This is a genomic window from Streptomyces sp. NPDC087420 (assembly GCF_044744165.1).
GTDB lineage: Bacteria > Actinomycetota > Actinomycetes > Streptomycetales > Streptomycetaceae > Streptomyces.
The window spans coordinates 614,974-635,748 of record NZ_JBIUXU010000001.1; the positions used below are offsets into that span (position 1 = coordinate 614,974).

The following is a 20,775-nucleotide window of genomic DNA, read 5'->3' on the forward strand; positions in this document are numbered from 1 at the left end:
CCGGCCGCACTCGACCCCCGTACACCGCAGTGGCACACCCACAGAGGGACATGATGACCGACCAGCCCCAACTCCACCCCGTGGCAGCCGAGTTGATTGCCCGCTCGCACCGCCTCGGTGCGGACCCCAGGAACACCAACTACGCGGGCGGCAACACCTCGGCCAAGGGCTCCGCCCCCGACCCCGTGACGGGCGACGCCGTCGAGCTGATGTGGGTCAAGGGCTCCGGCGGCGACCTGGGCACCCTCACCGCCGGGGGACTCGCCGCGCTGCGGGTGGACCGCCTGCGCCAACTGGCCGGCGCCTACCCGGGGGTGGAGCGCGAGGACGAGATGGTCGCCGCCCTCGACCACTGCCTGTACGGCAAGGGCGGGGCCGCCCCGTCCATCGACACCGCGATGCACGGACTGGTCGGCGCCGCACACGTGGACCACCTGCACCCGGACTCCGGGATCGCCCTCGCCTGCGCGGCCGACGGCGAGAAGCTGACCGCCGCCTGTTTCGGCGACACCGTCGTATGGGTCCCCTGGCGGCGCCCCGGCTTCCAGCTCGGCCTCGACATCGCGGCGGTCAAGGAGGCCAACCCGCGGGCGATCGGGTGCATCCTCGGCGGCCACGGGATCACGGCCTGGGGCGACACCTCGGAGGAGTGCGAGAACAACTCCCTCCACCTCATCCGTACCGCCGAGGCCTTCCTCGCCGCACAGGGCACGCCCGAGCCCTTCGGACCCGTACGGGAGGGGTACGGGCCGCTGCCCGATGAGGCGCGGCGCGCGCGGGCGGCGGAACTCGCCCCGTACCTGCGCGGACTGGCCTCCACCGACCGGCCGCAGGTCGCCCACTACACGGCGACGGACACCGTCCTCGAATTCCTGGCCCGCGCCGAGCACCCGAGGCTGGCGGCGCTGGGCACCTCCTGCCCCGACCACTTCCTGCGGACCAAGATCCGCCCGCTCGTCCTCGACCTCCCCGCCGCGACACCGCTCGAACAGGTCAAGGAGCGGCTGACCGCCCTGCACACCGCCTACCGCGAGGAGTACCGGGCGTACTACGAACGGCACGCCACCCCGGACTCGCCGCCCCTGCGCGGCGCCGACCCGGCGATCGTCCTGGTGCCCGGCGTGGGCATGTTCTCCTTCGGGAAGGACAAGCAGACCGCCCGGGTCGCCGGGGAGTTCTACGTCAACGCCATCAACGTGATGCGCGGCGCCGAGTCCGTGTCCTCGTACGCGCCCATCGAGGAGTCCGAGAAGTTCCGTATCGAGTACTGGGAGTTGGAGGAGGCCAAGCTGCGCCGGATGCCCGCGCCGAAGCCGCTGGCCACCCGGGTCGCCCTGGTCACCGGCGCGGGGTCGGGGATCGGCCGGGCCATCGCCCGCCGGCTGGTGGCGGAAGGGGCCTGCGTGGTGGTCGCCGACCTCAACGCGGAGGGCGCCGTCACGGTCGCCGAGGAACTGGGCGGCGCCGACCGGGCCGTCGCCGTCACGGTCGACGTCACCGACGAGGAGCAGATCAAGGCGGCGTTCGCCGCCGCCGCGCTCGCCTTCGGCGGCGTGGACCTCGTCGTCAACAACGCCGGCATCTCCATCTCCAAGCCGCTTCTGGAGACGACCGCCGGGGACTGGGACATCCAGCACACCATCATGGCGCGCGGCTCCTTCCTCGTCTCCCGCGAGGCGGCCCGGATGATGACGGAGCAGGGCCTCGGCGGTGACATCGTCTACATCACCTCCAAGAACGCGGTGTTCGCCGGACCCAACAACATCGCCTACTCCGCGACCAAGGCCGACCAGGCCCACCAGGTCCGGCTGCTCGCCGCCGAACTGGGCGGGCTGGGCGTCCGCGTCAACGGCGTCAACCCCGACGGGGTCGTGCGCGGTTCGGGCATCTTCGCGAACGGCTGGGGCGCCCAGCGCGCGGCGGTCTACGGCGTCGAGGAGGACAGGCTCGGCGAGTTCTACGCGCAGCGCACCCTGCTCAAGCGCGAAGTCCTGCCCGAGCACGTGGCCAACGCGGTCTTCGCCCTCACCGGCGGCGACCTGAGCCACACCACGGGGCTGCACATCCCGGTCGACGCCGGGGTGGCGGCGGCCTTCCTGCGCTGACGTACCAGGAGAGGCCGGCCCGTGCCCGCACCCGAACCGCCCACCTTCGCGGCCGTCGACCTCGGCGCCTCCAGCGGCCGGGTCATGGCCGCCCAGGCCTCGGACCGGGGCGCGGGCACCCTGCGCCTCCACGAGGTCCACCGCTTCCCCAACCGCCCGGTGCGGACGGGGGACACACTGCACTGGGACATCCTGTCCCTGTACGGCGGTGTGCTGGACGGGCTCCGGTCGGTCGGCGCGCGGACACCGGGGCCCCTCGCGAGTGTCGGCATCGACTCCTGGGCCGTCGACTACGGCCTGCTCGACCCGTCGGGCGCGCTGCTCGGCAATCCCGTCCACTACCGCGACCCACGTACGGAAGGCGAGGCGGACAGGCTCGCGGCCGTCCTCCCTCCCCGCGACCTGTACGCGGCGACCGGCCTCCAGCACCTGCCCTTCAACACCGTTTACCAACTCACCGCCGCCCGGGGCAGTTTCGCACTCGGAGCCGCGCACCGGCTGCTGCTCGTCCCCGACCTCATCGCCTACTGGCTCACCGGCCTGGCCGGCACCGAACTCACCAACGCCTCCACCACCCAGCTCATCGACCCCCGCACCCGGGACTGGTCCCGGCAGGTCGCCGACGCGGCCGGGATCGACCTGACGCTCTTCGCCCCCCTGCGCGAACCCGGAGACCCGGCCGGGGAGTTGCTGCCGCACGTCCTGGCCGAGACCGGCCTGCCGGGGCCCGTACCGGTGACCGCCGTCGGCTCGCACGACACCGCCTCCGCCGTCGTCGCCGTCCCGGCGTCCGGCGAACGGTTCGCCTACCTCGCCACCGGCACCTGGTCGCTGGCGGGCCTGGAGCTGCGTGCCCCGGTGCTCACCGAGGAGAGCCGGCAGGCCAACTTCACCAACGAGTTGGGCGTCGACGGCACGGTGCGCTACCTCCGCAACATCATGGGACTGTGGCTGCTCCAGGAATGTCTCCGCGCGTGGGAGGCGCAGGGAACACCACAGCGGCTGGACCGCCTCCTGCGCGAGGCGGCCGACGTCCCCGGTCTGCGCACGCTGGTGGACGCCGGCGACCCGGCGTTCCTCGCCCCCGGTGACATGCCCCGCCGTATCGCCGACGCCTGCCGCCGTACGGGCGCGCCGGTGCCCCTGACCCCGGCCGAGACCACCCGCTGCGTGCTGGACTCCCTGGCCTACGCCCACCGGCGCGCCCTCGACGACGCCCAGCGGCTCTCGGGCCGTACGGTGGACACGGCGCACCTCGTCGGGGGCGGCGCCCACAACACACTGCTGTGCCAACTCACCGCGGACGCCTGCGGACTGCCGGTCGTCGCGGGCCCCGCGGAGGCCGCCGCCCTCGGCAACGTACTCGTGCAGGCCCGTGCCGCCGGTGCCGTGCGCGGCGGCCTCACCGACCTGCGCGCCCTGCTGCGCGGCGCCCTGGATCTGCGCCGGTACGAGCCGTCCGGCGACCGGGCGGCCTGGGAGGACGCCGCACGGCGCTTCCTCGCCACGGCGCCGCCCATTCCCTCGACATAGGATGCGAGGCCCCGCCGAGGTTCCGCCGAGGTTCCGCCGAGACACCCAGGACAGGACACGTGGCCCAGACCGTAGGTATCAAGGACGTGGCCCGGCGGGCCGGAGTCTCGGTCGGTACGGTGTCGAACGTCCTCAACCGCCCCGAGAAGGTGTCGGAGCCGACGCGGGTGCGGGTACGGGCCGTCATCAGCGAACTCGGCTTCGTCCGCAGCGAGTCCGCCCGGCAGCTCAGGGTCGGCACCAGCCGGATACTGGCGATTCTCGTACTCGACATGACCAACCCCTTCTTTGTCGCCATGGCCAGGGGCGCGGAGCGCGCCGCGCGCGAGGCGGGGCTCGGCGTGATGCTCTGCAACAGCGCGGGCAGCGCCTCCGAGGAGGCGGAGTACCTGTCGCTCTTCGCCGAGCAGCGGGTGCGCGGGGTGCTGCTGACCCCGGCCGACGCCACCGGGCGCAACGTGCGTGAGTTCGCCCGCCAGAACATCCCCTTCGTGCACGTCGACCGTGCCGTACCCACGGCGGAGGGCTGTTCCGTCTCCGTGGACGACGTGACCGGCGGGGCGCTCGCGGTCCGCCATCTGCTGGCGGCGGGACACCGCTCGGTGACGTACGTCAGCGGACCCATGGACCTCCCGCAGTGCCGGGACCGCCGCACCGGCGCGCTGGCGGCCCTGCGCGAGGCGGGCCTCCCCGGGGACGCCCTGGGCCATTTGGAGACGGCCCGGCTCGACGTGGCGTCGGGGATCGACGCGGGGGCCAGGCTGCTGGGGCTCGCGGTGCGGCCGACCGCCGTGTTCTGCGCCAACGACCTGTTGGCGCTGGGGGTGCTCCAGGCGATGTACGGGGCCGGTGTGAACGTCCCGGGCGACATCTCGATCGTGGGGTACGACGACATCGAGTTCGCGGCGGCGGCGGTGGTCCCGCTCACCTCCGTACGGCAGCCGGCGGAGCGGATGGGCCGTACGGCGGCGGAGATGCTGCTGGACGAGACCGAGCCGGACCGGGAGCACCACACACACCGGTCCGTGGTGCTCCAGCCGGAACTGGTGGTACGCGGCTCGACGCGGCCGCTCGGCCGCTGACGGTCCCGAGGGCGGTGGGGTGAGGCCGTCAGTTGATGGCTCGGTGAGCCGGTGTCAGTCGGGCGGCAGGGTCTGCTCCGCCCAGATCGTCTTGCCGCCGCCGGTCTGCCGGCTGCCCCAGCGCCGCGTCAGCTGCGCGACGAGCAGCAGCCCGCGGCCCCCCTCGTCGTAGGCGTGGGCGCGTCGCAGGTGGGGCGAGGTGGAACTGGCGTCGGACACCTCGCAGATGAGGGCGTGGTCGCGGATGAGGCGGAGCCGGATGGGGGGTTCGCCGTAGCGGATGGCGTTGGTGACCAGTTCGCTGACGACCAGTTCGGTGATGAAGGAGATCGCGGTCAGGCCCCAGGCGGCCAGCTGGTCGGTCGCGGCCTGCCGCGCGGTGGCCACGCTGGCGGGGTCGGCGGGGATCTCCCAGGTGGCGACCCGGTCGGTGCCGAGCACCTGGGTCCTGGCGAGCAGCAGGACCACGTCGTCGCCGGGCTGCTCGGGAAGCACCTCGCGCAGGACGGTGTCGCAGAGAGTGTCGAGGTCGCCGGCGGGGGCCGACAGCGTCGCGCTCAGCTGGGCGGTCGCCTCGTCGAGGTCACGGTCGGGGCCCTCGATGAGCCCGTTCGTGTACAGGGCGAGGACCGAGTTCTCGGGGAGGAGGACTTCGGTCGACTCGAAGGGCAGGCCGCCGATGCCGAGGGGCGGGCCCGTCGTGACCTGGACGAGGCGGGCGGCGCGGCCGGGCCGTACGAGGACGGGCGGTGGATGCCCGGCCGAGGCCAGGGTCAGACGGCGGGCGACGGGGTCGTAGACGGCGTACAGGCAGGTCGCTCCCAGTTCGGCGATCTCGGCGCTGTGTTCGTCGGCGGCCAGGTGGGTGACGAGGTCGTCGAGGTGGGTGAGCAGTTCGTCCGGTGGCAGATCGACGTCCGCGAGGGTCCGTACGGCGGTGCGCAGGCGTCCCATGGTGGCGGAGGACTGGATGCCGTGGCCGACGACGTCGCCGACGACCAGGGCGACCCGGCTGCCGGAGAGCGGGATGACGTCGAACCAGTCGCCGCCGATGCCGGCCGCCGACCGGGAGGGCAGATAGCGGTGCGCCACCGTGACCGCCGCCTGACCGCCCGAGGCCTTGGGGAGCAGGCTCTGCTGGAGGGTCAGCGCGGTCGAGCGCTCACGGGTGTAGCGGCGGGCGTTGTCCACGCACACCGCCGCCCGGCTGGTCAGCTCCTCCGCCAGTTCCATGTCGTCTTCGGTGTACGCGTCGGGGTGGGTGAGGCGGGAGAAGATCGCGACGCCCAGCGTGGTGCCGCGGGCCCGCAGGGGCACGACCAGGAGTGAGCTGATCCTGTTGCGGAAGGTGCGCCCGGCCGGATGACGCCTGTCGTTGTACTCGATCCACCGTACGAAGTCCGGATCCCCCGCGTTCGCCCGCGTCACCCGTCCCTCCGCGAGCGCCCTGGCCGTCGGGGAGAAGGGCGGATGCACGCTCGTCGCACCCAGCTTGAGGCCCGGCGGGGGCGCGTCCTTGACGCCGGAGGTGTACGCGGCGCGGCGCAGGGTGACACCTTCGGCCGTCGGGGCCGACGGCTCGCCCGGTCCCAGCACCCAGTCGAGCAGGTCGACGCTGGCGAAGTCCGCGAACCGGGGCACCACCAGTGCGGTCAGCTCCTCGGCGGTGCGGACCACGTCCAGGGTGGTGCCGATCCGGGTCGCCGCCTCGTTCAGCAGGGCCAGCCGGCGGCGGAGTCCGCGCTGCTCGGTGCGGTCGAACGCGACCATGGCCACCGCGGACACCTCACCGGCCGGGTCCAGGACCGGCCACATGTCGACGCTCCAGGCCCGTTCCCGGCCGTCGGACGGCGCGGGGGCGTCGACGTCGTAACGGAGGGAGACTCCGGTACGGGTGACCTTGACGAGGTTGTCCCGCAGGTTCTTGCCGCCCTCGTCGTCCGGTACGGCGTCCGCGGAGAGGTGCCCCACCACCTCGTCCTCGGCGACGCCCAGTACCTCGCAGGCCGCGCGGTTCGCCAGGAGGAACCGCTGGTCGGTGTCGAACACACACATCGCGACCGACGCCTGCCGGAAGGCGGACGCGGCCAGCGGGGGCTCCGGGGTGTCCGCCGGCATACCTCCGACCAGGTATCCCAGCGGCTCCCCGGCGGCGCCCGTCACCCGGGACGCGGTGAGGGTCAGCCGCAGCGCGTGGCCGGCGCGGTGGCGGAGCACGACCTGGCCGGTCAGCGCGGCCACCGCGGCGGCCGGGGCGTCCTCGGCGAGCAGCTCCCGGCCGGGCCGCCCCACCGCCTCCTCGGCGGTGTAGCCCGTCAGCAGCCGCGCCCCCTCGCTCCACCCGGTCAAGGTGCCCTGGGGATCGATGATCGCAGCGGCGCCGGCATGCTCCATACGCCCAGGGTGCTGCCTCGGCGTCCCGCCCTCAACTCCGGAACCGCCGGTGGCGGGCCTTCTCGCCGTCTCGTGTCCGCCGTTTCGTATTCACCGGCCCGGGTGACCGGGGCATGGCGCGCTCGATTCGTACGCTAGTATTGATCATGTGTTCGCGACCGGAACTCCGGTTGCCGGGCCCGGCGTTGGTGGTCCAAGGAAAGACGCCCCGCTTCCTGCGGGGAAATGCAGGTGCAAGGCCTGCCCAGCGCTCCGCGGGGAAGCCCCGGACTCGTTCACCGAGTCCGGGGCTTTTCGCCGCCCGGAATGCCGGACGCCGGCTCCGGCCTACCAGCCTTCCCAGTGCAGGACCTCCTCGCGAGGGATCCGGTGGGCGGGCCCGAAGTCCGTGCCGAGGGTGAAGGCGAGCGGCAGGAACGCGGCGAGCATCACCTCCTCGTACGGGACACCCAGCACGTCGGCTAGCTCGCGTTCGAGGGGGCCGTGGGCCGTGGTCCACACCGTTCCCAGGCCGCGGGCGCGGGCGGCGAGCATGAAACTCCACACCGCCGGCAGGATCGACCCCCAGGTCATGGACTGATCGAGCGCGGAGGCCCCGTCCGTGCGCCCCTCCACGGCGGGGATGACAAAGGCGGGGACGCGGTCGATGTTCTCGTACAGGTGCCGGAAGCCGTCGGAGATCCGTTCCATGGAGCCCGGGTGGGTGTACATGCGCCGCATGTCCCGCTCGGTGGGCGCCCGCCCGCCCCCGGTGGTCACCGCCCGGCGGTAGACGTCGGCCACCGTCCGCCTCGGCGCCGGCTCGGTGACGACGAGGAAGTGCCAGCGCTGCCGGTTGCGCCCGGTCGGCGCCTGCGTGGCCAGGTCCACGCACTCCTCGATCAGGGTGCGGGGGACGGGGCGGGTCAGGTCGAGGCGTTTGCGTACCGCCCGGGTGGTGGACAGCAGCTCGTCCGGGGTCAGGGACAGGGTCACAGGGTGGTCCTCGGGGTCACGGGGCACTCCTCGCGGGCGGGTGTCCACAGATAATCTGCGGACAGATTGTCGGCGAGCGTACGATGAGCTTCTGTTTGCGGTCAAACAATCTGGGCCAAGACGATTCTGGTACGGTCGCGGCGAGACGAAGGAGGCCCCATGGCGGCCAGGACCACCACGAGCCGCCAGGGCGCGGCCTACTTCCCGCAGCTCGCGGCGGAGCGACTCGACATCGCGCTGTGCCGGGCGTCGGCCGCCGTCGCGCGGGCCGCGGACACTCGCGCGGCCGAGCTGGGGATCGGTGTCGGCCAGCACCTGGTGCTGAAGATGCTGGCGGCCGTCGGCCCCAGCTCACAGCGGCTCCTCGGCGAGGAGCTGCGCATCGACCGCTCCGTGATGGTCGGCGTCTGCGACAGCCTGGAGCGCGCCGGGCACGTACGCCGTGAACCCGCCCCCGGCGACCGGCGCGCCTACGCCGTCACCCTCACCGAGTCGGGCCGGGCGCTCCTCGCCCGGGCCGAGGAGGCGACCCCCGCGTTCCTGGACGAGACGTTCGACGGCCTCACCGCCGGGGAGCGCGAGCAACTCTCCTCCCTCCTCGGGAAGTTGCTGGACGCCGGCGCGCGCCGGCCGGGCGGGAACGTACAGCCGTAAATCCGTACAGGTGGTCCGGGAGGAACCACCAAAGTACGAAGTCGCCGCTCCGGACCGCTCTCCGATTGAACCCGCCGCCGCCGAAATCCGTATGGCCGGGCACATGGGCGAATCGAGGAGCATTCCCTTGGCGATGATGCACAACGGCCGGGCCGCGCGACGGCAGACCATGCGCGCGATACGCCCTCAACGGTCGGGCGCGCGAACCCTGTTGGCGGCGTGCTGGGCCGGCGCCGTGGCCGTCATGGCGCTGTGGTGGCAGAACACCCCGGTCGTCCATGTGGACATGGCCGAGTGGCTGATCGGAGGGGGCCGCCTCACCGGACTCCTCGGCGGCTACACGATCGCGATCGTCATCCTGCTGATGGCCCGGGTCCCCGCGCTGGAACGGCGGGTGGGCTCCGACCGGGTGACCCGCTGGCACGCGATGAGCGGCCGGTACGCGGTCAGTCTGGTGCTCGCCCACCTCCTGCTGACCATCGGCGGCTACTCCGTCCAGGCCAACACGGGCTTCGTGGAGCAGACCGTCGTCCTCGTCCTCGACTTCCCGCGCATGATCGAGGCGACCATCGGCACCGCGATCCTCCTGCTGATCGGCTTTGTCTCGGCGCGGGCGGTACGGCGCAGGATGCGCTACGAGACCTGGTACTACCTGCACCTCCTCACCTATGTCGCGGTCTACCTGACCTTCTGGCACCAACTGGCCGCCGGGGCCGAGTTCGTGGCGAACCCGATGGCCCGCACCGCCTGGTACGCGCTGTACGGCGCGGCCGGCCTCCTGCTGCTCTGGTACCGCGTCCTCGCGCCGATCCGGCTCAACCGGCGGCACCGCATGCGGGTCGAGAAGACCGTGTACGAGTCACCCGGCGTGGTCTCCGTACTGATCACCGGGCGGCGGCTGCACCGGCTCGGCGCGCAGCCCGGACAGTTCTTCCGCTGGCGGTTCCTCACGGACGGACTGCGCTGGAGCTCCAACCCGTACTCCCTGTCCGCGCCACCGCGTCCCGACCTGCTGCGCATCACCGTCAAGGCGAACGGCGAGCACAGCGAGGCCGTGGCCGGGCTGCGGCCCGGGACCCGGGTCTGGGCGGAGGGTCCGTACGGAGCGATGACGGCGGCCCGGCGCAGTCAGGAGAAGGTGCTGATGATCGCGGGCGGCGCCGGGATCACCCCGATGCGGGCGCTGTTCGAGACGCTGCCCGGCGAACCGGGCGACCTGACCCTGCTCTACCGGGCCAGCAAGACCGAAGACCTGGCGCTCTGGGGTGAGTTGCGGCGGATCGCGTCCGCACGCGGCGCGCGACTCCTGTACGCGGTCAACGGGCCTGACGGCGTCAGGCCCGAGATCACACCGCAGCGGTTGCGCGAACTGCTCCCGGACATCGACGACCACGACGTGTACGTCTGCGGTCCCACCGGACTGGCCCGCCAGTCCTACGAGGCCCTGCGCGCGGCGGGCGTGCCCGCCCGCCGCATCCACCACGAATCCTTCGAGATGTGAGGCACACCCGTGAAGAGGAGACATCCGCTGCGGCGGATCATGATCGGTGTCGCCGCGACCGCGTCGGGCCTTGTCCTGCTGCTCGCGCTGAAGCAGCCCGGCGGGTCGTCGGTGGCGGTGGCCACCGTGCCGCCGGGCGGCGTGGCCGCCCCGCCGGCCGGGGCCCCGCAGGCGGCGGGCGACGCCCCGTCGGCGGGCGCCCCGGCCGCCGACGCCCCGGCCGCCGGTGCTCCGTCGGCGGGCGCCCAGGACGCCGGTGCCGAGGACGCGGGGGCCCCGGCTCCGAAGGCCCCCGTCGCGAGCCGGCCGGCCCGGCCCGCGCCGCCGCGCGTGCGGACGGTGCTGGGCGACGCGGTCGACACCCAGTACGGCCCCGTTCAGGTGCAGTTGACTCTCAGCGGCACAAAGATCGTCAAGGCGGCGGCAGTTCAGGCGCCCGGTTCCGACGCGCAGAGCAAGTCGGTCACCGCCAACGCCGTCCCCAAGCTCAACCAGGCCGCCCTTACGGCGCAGAGCGCGGGGATCGACGCCGTCTCGGGCGCCAGTTACACCAGCAAGGGCTACCAGGACTCGCTCCAGAGCGCCCTCGACAAGGCCGGGGTCTGATGGCCGCCGAAGGCGAACGCCTGCGTCACGTCGAGGAGTCGATGGGTACGGTCTTCTCGTTCGACCTCCGGGGCGTGCACGACGAGACCCGGGTCCGCGCCGGGCTGCGCGCCGCCGTCGCCTCGCTCCACCGCGCCGACGCGGTCTTCTCGACGTACCGCCAGGACAGCGAGATCATGCGCTTCGCCCGGGGCGAACTGGCGGAGGCCGACTGCGACGCCGACGTTCCCGAGGTGCTGGCCCTGTGCGCGGCGGCCGAGCGGGAGAGCGGGGGATGGTTCACGACCGGCTACGCGGGCGGGCTCGATCCGACCGGGCTGGTGAAGGGATGGGCGGTGGAGCGGGCCGCCAGGACGGTCGCCGAGGCCGGCGCGGGCGCGGTCTGTCTCAACGGCGGGGGCGACGTCCAACTGCTGGGCGGACCCTGGCGGGTGGGCATCGCCGACCCGCTGCGGCCGGGCGTGCTCGCCACGGTGGTCGAGGCCGGGGACGACCTGGGGGTGGCCACCTCGGGGCCCGCCGAGCGCGGCTGCCACATCATCGACCCCCGTACGGGCGAGGCGCCGGCCGGGGGACTCGCGTCGATCACGGTGGTCTGCCCGGCCGGGCTGACCACCGCGGACGTACGGGCGACCGCCGCGTACGCCATGGGCGACCGGGCCCGTGACTGGCTGGAGGCCCTGCCGGACACGGAGGGTTTCGCGGTCACCGCCGACGGCTCCACCTGGACGACCAGCGGCTTCCACCGCCACGTCGTGACGCTGCCGCCGGAGGTCGTGTCCGTCGGATCATGACCGTACGGGGCTGCGGAAGGAGGTGCGGTAGGCCTGCGGTGTGGTGCCGGCGACGCGTTTGAAGCGCTCACGGAAGGCGGTGGGCGAGCCGAAACCGGCCTGGTCCGCGACACGTTCGACGGAATGGTCGGTGGTCTCCAGCAGGTACTGCGCCCGGCGGACGCGGGCGCGCAGCAGCCATTGCAGGGGCGTGGTGCCGGTCTGCTCGCGGAAACGCCGGCTGAACGTCCGTTCGCTCATCCCGCACCGGGCGGCCATCGTGTCCAGCGTGAGGTCGTGGCCGAGGTTGTCCTCGATCCAGGACAGGACCGGTTCGAGCACCGACCCCCGTGGTACCGGCGGCTGCTCGTGGACGATGAACTGCGCCTGGCCGCCCTCGCGTTCCAGCGGCATCACCGACAGCCGCGCGGCGTCGGCCGCCACGGCGGAGCCGAGGTCGCGGCGGATCAGATGGAGGCACAGGTCGAGCCCGGCCGCCGCTCCGGCCGAGGTCAGCAGCTGCCCGTTGTCGACGTAGAGCACGTCGGGGCGCACGTCCACCTCCGGATACAGGCGCGCCAACGCCTCGGTGGCGACCCAGTGGGTGGTGGCGCCCAGGCCGTCCAGGAGTCCGGCCGCGGCGAGGATGAACGTACCGGTGCAGATCGAGGCGATACGGGTGCCCCGGGCGGCCGCGCTCCGCAGTGCCTCCAAGGCCTCCTCGGGGGGCGATCCCGCGTGCTCGGAGCAGCCCGGGACGATGATCGTGTCGGCGTCGGCCAGCGCCTCCAGGCCCCACGGCACGCTGAGGGAGAACGCGTCGCCCGCCACCTCCGGGGTCACCCCGCACACCCGCACCCGGTACGGGCGGCGGGTGTCGGGCAGGCGGACCCGCCCGAAGACGTCGATCGGGACGGCCATGTCGAAGGCCACCACATGGTCCAGCGCCAGCACCGCCACCGTATGCACGAAACAGACGATAGACGGGTTCCCGCCGTGCGGGACACCAGGGGTGTCCTGCCCGAAGCTCTCGTCGCCCCAGCTCAGGCGTGTGGCGAGAATCCGTTGACATCTGTCGTTCCAGCCCATGGGAGAGGCGATCGCACGACCCTAGCGTGAGCGCGGTGGCCCGGACGATCACGGACCACACCACAGAAAGAGACTCTCTCCCGATGACCAAGTTCCTGCTCATCGTCCATGTGCTGGCCGCCATCGTCGCCATCGGTCCGGTGACCGTCGCGGCCAGCATGTTCCCCGCCGCCGCCCGTCGCGCGGCCGCCACCCCGGACGCGGTGGATGACCTGGCGACGGTACGGGTGCTGCACCGCGTGTGCCGCGTCTACGCGGGACTGGGCCTCGCCGTACCGGTGTTCGGGTTCGCGACGGCCCGTTCCATGCATGTCCTGGGCAGTCCCTGGCTGATCACGTCGATCGTGCTGACCGCGCTGGCCGCGGGGGTGCTGGGGCTGCTGATCCTGCCCCGCCAGGAGGCTGTCCTCGACACTCTCGCGGGAGCGGACACGGGCGCGGACACGGGCCGGTTGACGGTCGGGCGCGCCACGACCGCCCGCTTGGCGATGCTGACCGGCATCTTCAATCTGCTCTGGGCGACGGTCACGATCCTGATGATCGTCCGCCCGGGCTCGACCACCGGAGCCTGACTCCCACGACGTGCTTCCTCAACGGCGCGGGGCTGAGGGGCCGGTGCGCGCACCGGCCCCTCAGGGATTCCAGGAGAACAATTGCCGCCTTTGGTGTCAGGCGTTGGGATTGAAGGGAATTCCGGCCGGCATGGAATGCTCAAGGGCGTAGTTGAAGTCGCCGTCCTTGATTTTGATCGTGGCGGAGCCGAAATTCGCACTCAGGAGCTTGTCGCGGAATCCCGCCGGGTAGCCGTCCCAGCCGACGAGGCGCGGGAAGAACCAGCCGCCGGTGGCGTTCTCCGCCGGCTCGTCGTTGGTGCCGGCGAAGCGGAAGGCGTGGGTGGAGGCGCCGTCCTTGTGGTAGACGATCTTGGGGTGGGTCCCGTCGAAGCGTATGGACGACCTGGCGGCCACCTGGTAGCTGGAGTGCTGCGACACCGAGACGTACTCGGCCTGGTTGTCCTTGACCCACACCACGACGTGCTCCCAGTCGTGGCGGTGCCCGATGGCCGCGGGGCCCAGGGTGGCCTGGTCCTTCTCGAAGTAGCTGGCGTACATGACGGCGCACCAGCCGTTGTCGCACTTCGTACGGGAATACGTGTTGGCGTTGTTCAGCTGCGCGGGGTCGTGGCAGCGGCCGTTCACGTCCCCGCCGAGGGCGAGGCCGGGGTTGAGGGTGCCGTCGCTCCCGATGGCCGCGGTGGCGTAGCAGCCGTCCTTGTCGTAGTCGTACGCGGGGGAGAACGTCTGCTCCAACCCGTTGGCGTTCTGCGGGAGAAGCGTGAGGACGTCGGCGCTCGCGCTGCCCGGCAGCGCCACGACGAGCGCCACGGCGCTGAGGCCGCTCACGAGCGCGGAGCGGCGGCGGAGCCTCCTCGAACGTTTCGGGTGGGGCGCCGTTTTCTCGGAGTTCTTCGCAAAAAACAGCATGCTGCGCATACCAGCCTTAACGATCGAATGTGGGGGTGGGGAGAGGCGTCTCCCATGTGACGCGGCGTAAAATTAGCCCGGGCCGGGGCAAGTTGCAAGTAAAGAAAATGTCTCCACGGAAACCATGTGCCGAATAAGCGGCATCCCGGCCGTCCGCGCTTGACTGCGCGACCGCGGTATCGACTGGATGCCTTTCGACGAGCGCGGGGTCCAGGTGGACCTCGCCCGCGGCCCCGGCCCGGACCGGGGGTGGTGAGGGGGCGTCAGGAAAGGGCCGCTGTCACCAACGCGGCCGTCCTGGCGATCAGTTGGTCGTCGGCGGGTGCGTCGGGGTCCCGCTTGGTGGACAGGACGGCCAGGACGACGGGACCCCGGCCGGGTGGCCACGCGACTCCCACGTCGTTCGTGGTGCCGTAGTCGCCGGTCCCGGTCTTCTCGGCGACGGTCCAGTCGTTGGGGAGCCCCGCGCGCAGCCGCGCGCCGCCCGTCGTGTTGGCCAGCAGCCAGCCGGTCAGCCGTTCGCGGTCCCCGGAGTCGAGGGCGTGACCAAGGATCAGCCGGGCGTAGGTCCGGCCGACGGCGTGCGGGCCGGTGGTGTCGGTCGCCCGGTCCGGTTCCGCCGAGTTCAGCTCCGGCTCCCACCGGTCGAGCCGGGTCACGGTGTCCCCCAGGGAGCGGCAGAAGCGGGTGACCGACGTCGGTCCGCCGAGCCTTCCGAGCAGGAGGTTCGCCGCGGTGTTGTCGCTGTGGGTGATGCTCGCGGCGCACAGGCCCTCGACCGTCATGCCCTCGGCGAGGTTGGCCGGCAGGCCGGTGATCGGGGCGTATCCGGACCGTACGACATCCTGCTCGGTGTACCGCACGCGCCTGGACAGGTATTCACCTTCCCTGTCCAGGTCCCGCAGCACGGCCGCGACGGCGAGCGTCTTGAACACCGAGCAGACCGGGAAGCGTTCGTCCGCCCGGTGGAGGACGGTCCGGCCCGTCGCCACGTCCTGGGCGAACACCCCGAGCCGCGTGGACCGTTCCTTTTCGAGGCCGCGCAGTTGCCGGGTGAGTGTGTGGTCGCGCGGACCGGAGGCGTACGCCGCCGTCCCCAGGGGCACGATGCCCGCCAGCGCGGTCCCGGCGCCCGCCGCCAGCATCAGGCGGCGGGACACGGCTGTTGTCTCTTTCGACCCCAAGATCCTGCTTCCCCTCTGGTCCCTTGGCCCTCTAGTCCTTGTCCGGTGCCCGCCAGCCCAGCGCCGGGCCGAGCTTCGTGGCGATGTCGGTGAGGATCTGTACGTAGTCCTCGTGGCCGAAGGTGAAGGGGAGCGCGAACGCGACCTCGTCGATTTCCCGGAACGCGACGTCGGAGTACAGCTGTTCGGCGATCTCCGCCGAGGTGCCGACCAGATCGCGCGCGAACAGCAGGCGCGCGGGGCCCTGCGGTGAGGCCGTGCGCGGCGTCCGCTTCGCGACGAACTCCTCGTACTTCGCCCGCTGTCCGGGCGACGCGCTGTCGGTGGGGATCACGACGAGCCCCTGCGAGACACGGGCGCGGTCGCCGTCGGGGTGGTGGGCGCGGAAGGCCCGGACGTGCGACAGCTGGATCTCGGCGAAGTCCTCGGACTCCTCCGCCTTCACGACGCTGCTGGTCAGGTAGTTCATCCCGTGCTCGCCGGCCCACCGGGCGGACCGCAGGCTCCCCCCGCCGTACCACATACGGCTGCCCAGACCGGCGGCGTGCGGCTGGACGCGGTCGGAGAACACCTCGAAGCCCTCGGTGCCGCTGAAACGGGTGGCCGGTTCGCCCCGTACGAAGCCCAGGAGCCGTTCCACCCGCGCGTAGCTGAAGTCCTCGACGTCCGCGGTGTCCGGGTAGAGCGCCTCTTTCACCTGGTCGTAGTGCATCGGCGGACCGACGCTGATACCCGGGTTGAGCCGGCCCCCTGACAGGATGTCGACCGTCGCCAGGTCCTCGGCCAGACGCAGCGGATTCTCCCAGCCCAGGGGGATGACGGCGGTGCCCAGCTCGATACGGCTGGTGCGCTGCGAGGCGGCCGCCAGGACCGCGACGGGGGAGGAGATGCCGTACTGGAGGTGGCGGTGCCGCATCCACGCGCTGTCGAAACCGAGCCGCTCACCCAGTTCGATGATCTCCAGGGTCGACTCGTGGCCCCGGCGGGGATCGGCGTCGTCGAAGAGCCCGATGGTCAGGAAACCCAGCTTCCGCAGCGGCTCCGAAGTCAGCGGCACAGGATCCTCCGTGGTCCGCGGCATGCTCTGTCACACACCAGCGCTGCGCCAATTGTGGCAGGTGGTCCCTGTGCGTACCGGTGGGGGAGGAGCGTTTGCCTACGTCCAGGGCAGCGCCGAGCGCCGGTTCCAGTACGTCCCCGGATCGACCGCGAGCGCCGTGAAGCGGTCGGGGTCGGGGGCCGGGGCGGTGGTCGCCGTCAGGTTCGAGCGCAGCTGACCGACCGTCGTGGCGCCGGAGAGGACGACGTCGGCCCAGGGCTGGGCCAGGGCGGCGGCCAGCGCGGTGACGTCCGGGTGGTCCCCGAGCGCTTGGGTCGCCGGCCCCTCCACCGCGAGCAGGCCGTTGGCCAGCGGCTCCTTGACGATCACGGTCCACCCCGCGGCCTTGGCCTCACCGAGCGCGGTGCCGGCGGAGGGCTCCAGCAGGTTCCAGGTGGCCTGTACGGCGGAGAACAGCGGCGCCCCGTCGACCTGGACCGCCAGGGCACGGCGCAGGGTGTCGGTCTGGCCCGGACCGCTGAGGCTGAGGCCGACGGGGACGCCGAGCGCGGCGAGGTCCCGCAGCGCGGCGTCGTCGTCGAGAATCCCCGTGTCCAGCGTCGCCGAGTGGACCTGGTAGAGCCGCAGCCAGGGCCCGAGCAGCGCCTCCGTCTGCGGCCACTGGCGGGCCAGGGCGGCGGCGGAGTGGTCCTTGACCTCCTGGACCTCGGCGTGCGCCTGCCAGTTGGCGGTGTAGGTGTAGCCCCACTTGGACGACACGGTGACGTCGTCGGGGGCCACGTCACGCCCGGTCAGCCACCCGGACAGGAACTGCTCGGCCAGGCCGTACGAGCGGGCGGCGTCGAACCACCGGATCCCGCCCGCCCACGCCGCGTCGCAGACCTGCTCGCAGCGCGCGCGGAGCGCGTCGACCGAGCGGTCGGCGCCGAGGGAGGCACCATGACCGAGCGTCAGGTACTCCGGGCGCCCCAGCGCCGCCAAACCCAGTCCGAGGACAGCCATGGCCGCATCGTAACCATGTCTCCCGCCTGTGCCCGGCGGCCCGCCGATACCGCCGCGTTCAGCTCTTGCGCAGGGGCGCGAGCGCCTCGCTCCAGGCGACGACCTGGTCGAGCGTGGTGGTGAGAACGCCGCGCTGGGGGTCGGTGGGCTTGAACACGCTGAAGTTCTCGAAGTCGGTGAACAGGGACAACGCCACCTGACTCCGTACGTCGGCCATCTGGAGTTCGCCGGCTATCAGACGCAGGTGCTCCACGGCGCGGGTGCCGCCGGCGGAGCCGTAGCTGACGAAGCCGACCGCCTTGTTGTTCCACTCCCGGTAGAGGAAGTCGATGGCGTTCTTCAGGGCGCCGGACGTGGAGTGGTTGTACTCCGGTGTCACCATCACGTAGCCGTCGAACGAAGCGATCTTGTCCGCCCAGGCCAGGGTGTGCGGCTGGGAGTACTGGCCCATCGCCGGCGGATACGCCTCGTCCAGGTGGGGGAGCCGGAAGTCGAGCAGGTCCACCAGCTCGAACTCCGCGTCGGAGCGCTGTGCGGCCACTTCGTGCACCCAGCGGGCCACGGCCTCCCCGTTACGTCCGGGGCGGGTGCTGCCGAGGATGATCCCGATCCTGGTCATTGCTGTTCCTCTGCCTTCTTCGTTCGGTGGGTGGCAACGCGCCACTCGGTCTCCGGCGTGCGGGACCGATCCTTGCTTCGTCAAGCAAACACCTCGATACTTGCTTCGTCAAGCAACTATGATGGGGACATGACCGCCCAGACGAGACCCTCGCCCCGGCCCCTGAGTGCCGATGAAGAAGCCCTGATCAGAGAGCTGGGCCGGGTGATGTCGGTCCTGCCCCGCGCCGTCGACGCCGACATGGTGCGTGAGCGTCAGCTGCCTGTGAGCGAGTACACGGCTCTGATGCATCTGTCCGAGGCGCCGAACCGGCTGCTGCGGATGAGCGAGCTGGCGGCGGCCTGCACCCTCTCGGTCAGCGGGATGACCCGGGTGGTCGGGCGCCTCGAAGGGCGTGACCTGGTCAGGCGGGTCAGGTGCGACGGAGACGCCCGCGGATGGAACGCCGTCCTCACGGACGCCGGTTTCGCCCGGCTGGAGGAGGCGTGGCCGGCCCACCTGGCCAGCGTGCGGCGCCACGTCCTGGACCACCTGGAGAGTGCCGACATCACCCGGCTGACCGCCGCGCTGCGGGCCATCGCCCCCTCGGCCTGACACCGGTCCTTCTGGTGGCCCGGGGGCGCGGCGAGCGTCCCGAAGCGCAAGGAAACGAGGAGCACGATCATGGCGAACACCTCAGCGGACACCTCAGCGAACCCCACCGGCGGACACCCGGTCACACTCGGTCTCGACACGTTCGGCGATGTGACGAACGACGACGCGGGGAAACCGCTGTCGCACGCGCGTACGATCCGCGGACTGGTCGAGGAGGGGGTCCTCGCGGACCGGACGGGCGTCGACCACTTCGCGATCGGGGAGCATCACACCGACTGGATGCCGTTGTCCGCGGCCGACGTGGTGCTGGCCGCGATCGCGGCGCGTACGTCCCGTATCCGCCTGGGATCAGGCGTGACGGTCATCAGCTCCGACGATCCCGTCCGGGTCTTCCAGCGGTTCGCGACCCTGGACGGCCTCTCCGGCGGCCGTGCCGAGATCATCCTGGGACGCGGTTCGAGCGTGGAGTCCTTCCCGCTCTTCGGCTACGACCTCGCCGACTACGAGCGGTTGTTCGAGGAGAAGGTCGAACTGTTCGCCGAGCTGCTCAAGGAGGAGCCGGTCACCTGGTCCGGCACGGTGCGCCCGGCGCTCAAGGAGATGCCGGTCCATCCGCACAGCGAGTCGGGCGCGATCCCCACCTGGATCGGGGTGGGTGGCAGCCCCGAGTCGGTGGTACGGACCGCACGCCACGGGTTCTCCCTGATGCTCGCGATCATCGGCGGGGAGACGGCGCGGTTCGCCCCGTTCTCGCGGCTCTTCCGTCACGAACTCGCCGCGTTCGGCCACCCCGACCGCCCGGTGGGCGTGCACTCGCCCGGGCATGTGGCCGTGACGGACGAGCAGGCCGTGGAGGAGTTCTGGCCCTACTACCGGGCGACCATGGCGATGGTCGCCGAGCAGCGCGGCTTCCGCGCCCCGACGTTCGAGCACTTCACACGGGATGTCGGCCCCGGCGGGGCGCTCTATGTCGGATCACCCGAGACGGTGGCGCGCAAGATCACCGCCACGCTGAAGGTGCTCGACGCCTCGCGCTTCGACCTCAAGTACGGGATGAACGGCCTGCCCCACGGTCGGCTGATGAACGCCATCGAACTCTTCGGTACGCGCGTGGCGCCGCTGGTGCGGGACATGATGAGCGGCTGACCCGTGGCCGCCGCGTCCCCCGGCTCCGTACGGACCCGGTGCTGAAAAGGTAAACAGGTGGTGCGGGATCGTGGGCCGGGGCACACTCAGGGTTATGTCCCCACCGCCTCAGGCCGGTCCCCTGTGCACGCGCGGCTCGCTCACCGCCGCACTGCGTGACCTGGGTCTTCGCCCCGGCGAGACCGTTCTCGTCCACTCCTCCCTCAGCTCGCTGGGCTGGGTCTGCGGCGGCGCGGAGACGGTCGTGCGGGCGCTGCTGGACACCCTGGGCGACGGCGGGACCCTGGTGGTGCCGGCGCACTCCGGCGGCAACTCGGAACCCGCCGACTGGCACAACCCCCCGGTGCCCGAGGCCTGGTGGGCGGCGATCCGCGCGTGCATGCCCCCGTACGACCCCCGCGTCACGCCCACGCGGGGCGTCGGGGTGATCCCGGAGACCGTACGGAACTGGCCCGGCGCCCTCCGCAGCGCCCACCCGCAGACCTCGTTCGCGGCCCTGGGCCCGCGCGCCCCCGAGATCGTGGACGGCCACGCCCTGGACTGCCAACTGGGCGAGCACAGCCCGCTCGCGCGGCTGGAGGACGCCGGGGCGCGGATCCTTCTGCTGGGCTCGGGCTTCGACACCTGTACGGCGTTCCACCTCGCCGAATACCGCGTTCCGGCCGCGCGGGTCGACAACTCCTTCGCGGTCATGACCCCCGGTGGCCGCCGCTGGAGCACCGTGCGCGACGTCGCGATCACCAGTGACGGCTTCGCGGAGCTGGGCGCGGCCTTCGAGGAGGAGCGCGCGGTGGTACGGGGCCGGGTGGGCGCGGCGGAGGTGCGGCTGTTCCCGCTGGCGGACGCGGTGGCCTACGCCGAGAGCTGGCTGCGCGAGCACCGCCCGCTGTCCGTCCCGGGGTGACGGTGCCGGGGCGGCACGTGGGCGCCCCCGCCGTCTGCGCGTCCCCCGGTCTCCCCGCCTCCCCGTCCCC

The 20,775-nt window shown here is 72.1% G+C and carries 19 protein-coding genes; 11 read left to right on the forward strand and 8 right to left on the reverse strand.

Annotated features, from left to right (window positions below):
• Positions 1–53 precede the first annotated feature (53 nt).
• Genes ACIO1C_RS02690 through ACIO1C_RS02700 form a run of 3 tightly spaced genes read left to right on the forward strand, consistent with a single transcriptional unit; the run spans position 54 to position 4,720 of the window.
• Positions 54–2,105 (forward strand): bifunctional aldolase/short-chain dehydrogenase, encoded by a 2,052-nt coding sequence (locus ACIO1C_RS02690; protein ID WP_401858028.1) that lies wholly within the window; start codon positions 54–56, stop codon positions 2,103–2,105.
• A 21-nt stretch (positions 2,106–2,126) separates the two neighbouring features.
• Positions 2,127–3,638: a rhamnulokinase family protein gene (locus tag ACIO1C_RS02695; RefSeq protein ID WP_401857591.1), complete on the forward strand. Its 1,512-nt coding sequence runs from the start codon at positions 2,127–2,129 to the stop codon at positions 3,636–3,638.
• A 59-nt stretch (positions 3,639–3,697) separates the two neighbouring features.
• Complete coding sequence (locus tag ACIO1C_RS02700) at positions 3,698–4,720, forward strand: LacI family DNA-binding transcriptional regulator (protein WP_401857594.1); 1,023 nt, start codon at positions 3,698–3,700, stop codon at positions 4,718–4,720.
• A gap of 54 nt (positions 4,721–4,774) precedes the next feature.
• On the opposite strand, the gene ACIO1C_RS02705 is transcribed toward ACIO1C_RS02700, so the two are convergent.
• Positions 4,775–7,114, reverse strand: coding sequence for a SpoIIE family protein phosphatase (locus ACIO1C_RS02705; protein ID WP_401857596.1), 2,340 nt, complete (start codon positions 7,112–7,114; stop codon positions 4,775–4,777).
• 327 nt (positions 7,115–7,441) lie between these two features.
• Positions 7,442–8,089 (reverse strand): nitroreductase family protein, encoded by a 648-nt coding sequence (locus ACIO1C_RS02710; protein WP_401857598.1) that lies wholly within the window; start codon positions 8,087–8,089, stop codon positions 7,442–7,444.
• A 159-nt stretch (positions 8,090–8,248) separates the two neighbouring features.
• On the opposite strand from ACIO1C_RS02710, the gene ACIO1C_RS02715 reads away from it, so the two are divergent.
• The 4 genes from ACIO1C_RS02715 (at position 8,249) to ACIO1C_RS02730 (ending at position 11,644) form a co-directional block, all read left to right on the forward strand.
• A complete protein-coding gene (locus ACIO1C_RS02715; protein WP_401857601.1) occupies positions 8,249–8,743 on the forward strand; it encodes a MarR family winged helix-turn-helix transcriptional regulator in 495 nt (164 codons plus the stop codon).
• A gap of 133 nt (positions 8,744–8,876) precedes the next feature.
• Entirely contained in the window at positions 8,877–10,244 is a 1,368-nt protein-coding gene (locus ACIO1C_RS02720) for a ferric reductase-like transmembrane domain-containing protein (protein WP_401858031.1), read from the forward strand.
• 9 nt (positions 10,245–10,253) lie between these two features.
• Entirely contained in the window at positions 10,254–10,850 is a 597-nt protein-coding gene (locus ACIO1C_RS02725; protein WP_401857604.1) for an FMN-binding protein, read from the forward strand.
• Positions 10,850–11,644 (forward strand): FAD:protein FMN transferase, encoded by a 795-nt coding sequence (locus ACIO1C_RS02730; RefSeq protein WP_401857607.1) that lies wholly within the window; start codon positions 10,850–10,852, stop codon positions 11,642–11,644. The genes ACIO1C_RS02725 and ACIO1C_RS02730 overlap by 1 nt, the downstream gene beginning before the upstream one ends.
• Here ACIO1C_RS02730 and ACIO1C_RS02735 read toward each other — a convergent pair.
• The gene (locus tag ACIO1C_RS02735) at positions 11,639–12,592 is read right to left on the reverse strand and encodes a GlxA family transcriptional regulator (protein WP_401857610.1); all 954 of its coding nucleotides are present in this window, start codon (positions 12,590–12,592) and stop codon (positions 11,639–11,641) included. The genes ACIO1C_RS02730 and ACIO1C_RS02735 overlap by 6 nt on opposite strands.
• Positions 12,593–12,795: 203 nt before the next feature.
• Between ACIO1C_RS02735 and ACIO1C_RS02740 the strand changes: the two genes are divergently transcribed.
• Positions 12,796–13,284, forward strand: coding sequence for a DUF2269 family protein (locus ACIO1C_RS02740; protein WP_401857612.1), 489 nt, complete (start codon positions 12,796–12,798; stop codon positions 13,282–13,284).
• Between the two features lie 96 nt (positions 13,285–13,380).
• Here the strand turns inward: ACIO1C_RS02740 and ACIO1C_RS02745 are convergent, their stop codons facing one another.
• The 5 genes from ACIO1C_RS02745 to ACIO1C_RS02765 all read right to left on the reverse strand — a co-directional run bounded on the left by ACIO1C_RS02745 (position 13,381) and on the right by ACIO1C_RS02765 (position 18,061).
• On the reverse strand, positions 13,381–14,115 hold the full coding sequence (locus tag ACIO1C_RS02745) for an NPP1 family protein (RefSeq protein WP_401857614.1): 735 nt from the start codon (positions 14,113–14,115) through the stop codon (positions 13,381–13,383).
• Between the two features lie 344 nt (positions 14,116–14,459).
• Positions 14,460–15,341 carry a class A beta-lactamase gene (bla, locus tag ACIO1C_RS02750; protein WP_401858034.1) on the reverse strand — a complete coding sequence of 294 codons (882 nt, stop codon included), beginning with the start codon at positions 15,339–15,341 and terminating at the stop codon, positions 14,460–14,462.
• Positions 15,342–15,411: 70 nt separating this feature from the next.
• Entirely contained in the window at positions 15,412–16,437 is a 1,026-nt protein-coding gene (locus tag ACIO1C_RS02755; RefSeq protein ID WP_401857617.1) for an LLM class flavin-dependent oxidoreductase, read from the reverse strand.
• A 99-nt stretch (positions 16,438–16,536) separates the two neighbouring features.
• Complete coding sequence (locus tag ACIO1C_RS02760; protein ID WP_401857620.1) at positions 16,537–17,442, reverse strand: aldo/keto reductase; 906 nt, start codon at positions 17,440–17,442, stop codon at positions 16,537–16,539.
• 58 nt (positions 17,443–17,500) lie between these two features.
• Positions 17,501–18,061, reverse strand: a complete 561-nt coding sequence (locus ACIO1C_RS02765) for an NADPH-dependent FMN reductase (RefSeq protein ID WP_401857623.1) — start codon at positions 18,059–18,061, stop codon at positions 17,501–17,503.
• 129 nt (positions 18,062–18,190) lie between these two features.
• Here ACIO1C_RS02765 and ACIO1C_RS02770 point away from each other — a divergent pair, with 129 nt between their 5' ends.
• From ACIO1C_RS02770 to ACIO1C_RS02780, 3 genes are all read left to right on the forward strand, one after another.
• Positions 18,191–18,655 (forward strand): MarR family winged helix-turn-helix transcriptional regulator, encoded by a 465-nt coding sequence (locus tag ACIO1C_RS02770; RefSeq protein ID WP_401857626.1) that lies wholly within the window; start codon positions 18,191–18,193, stop codon positions 18,653–18,655.
• 69 nt (positions 18,656–18,724) lie between these two features.
• Positions 18,725–19,801 carry an LLM class flavin-dependent oxidoreductase gene (locus tag ACIO1C_RS02775; protein WP_401857629.1) on the forward strand — a complete coding sequence of 359 codons (1,077 nt, stop codon included), beginning with the start codon at positions 18,725–18,727 and terminating at the stop codon, positions 19,799–19,801.
• A gap of 94 nt (positions 19,802–19,895) precedes the next feature.
• The gene (locus ACIO1C_RS02780; protein ID WP_401857631.1) at positions 19,896–20,705 is read left to right on the forward strand and encodes an aminoglycoside N(3)-acetyltransferase; all 810 of its coding nucleotides are present in this window, start codon (positions 19,896–19,898) and stop codon (positions 20,703–20,705) included.
• Positions 20,706–20,775 lie beyond the last annotated feature (70 nt).

What these genes read in the sequence shown, in the direction of transcription:
- ACIO1C_RS02690 (WP_401858028.1), top strand. Translation starts at nt 54, where the DNA reads ATGACCGACCAGCCCCAACTCCACCCCGTGGCAGCCGAGTTGATTGCC.
- ACIO1C_RS02705 (WP_401857596.1), bottom strand. Translation starts at nt 7,114, where the DNA reads ATGGAGCATGCCGGCGCCGCTGCGATCATCGATCCCCAGGGCACCTTG.
- ACIO1C_RS02715 (WP_401857601.1), top strand. Translation starts at nt 8,249, where the DNA reads ATGGCGGCCAGGACCACCACGAGCCGCCAGGGCGCGGCCTACTTCCCG.
- ACIO1C_RS02720 (WP_401858031.1), top strand. Translation starts at nt 8,877, where the DNA reads ATGATGCACAACGGCCGGGCCGCGCGACGGCAGACCATGCGCGCGATA.
- ACIO1C_RS02730 (WP_401857607.1), top strand. Translation starts at nt 10,850, where the DNA reads ATGGCCGCCGAAGGCGAACGCCTGCGTCACGTCGAGGAGTCGATGGGT.
- ACIO1C_RS02740 (WP_401857612.1), top strand. Translation starts at nt 12,796, where the DNA reads ATGACCAAGTTCCTGCTCATCGTCCATGTGCTGGCCGCCATCGTCGCC.
- bla (WP_401858034.1), bottom strand. Translation starts at nt 15,341, where the DNA reads ATGCTGGCGGCGGGCGCCGGGACCGCGCTGGCGGGCATCGTGCCCCTG.
- ACIO1C_RS02760 (WP_401857620.1), bottom strand. Translation starts at nt 17,442, where the DNA reads ATGGCTGTCCTCGGACTGGGTTTGGCGGCGCTGGGGCGCCCGGAGTAC.
- ACIO1C_RS02765 (WP_401857623.1), bottom strand. Translation starts at nt 18,061, where the DNA reads ATGACCAGGATCGGGATCATCCTCGGCAGCACCCGCCCCGGACGTAAC.
- ACIO1C_RS02770 (WP_401857626.1), top strand. Translation starts at nt 18,191, where the DNA reads ATGACCGCCCAGACGAGACCCTCGCCCCGGCCCCTGAGTGCCGATGAA.
- ACIO1C_RS02775 (WP_401857629.1), top strand. Translation starts at nt 18,725, where the DNA reads ATGGCGAACACCTCAGCGGACACCTCAGCGAACCCCACCGGCGGACAC.
- ACIO1C_RS02780 (WP_401857631.1), top strand. Translation starts at nt 19,896, where the DNA reads ATGTCCCCACCGCCTCAGGCCGGTCCCCTGTGCACGCGCGGCTCGCTC.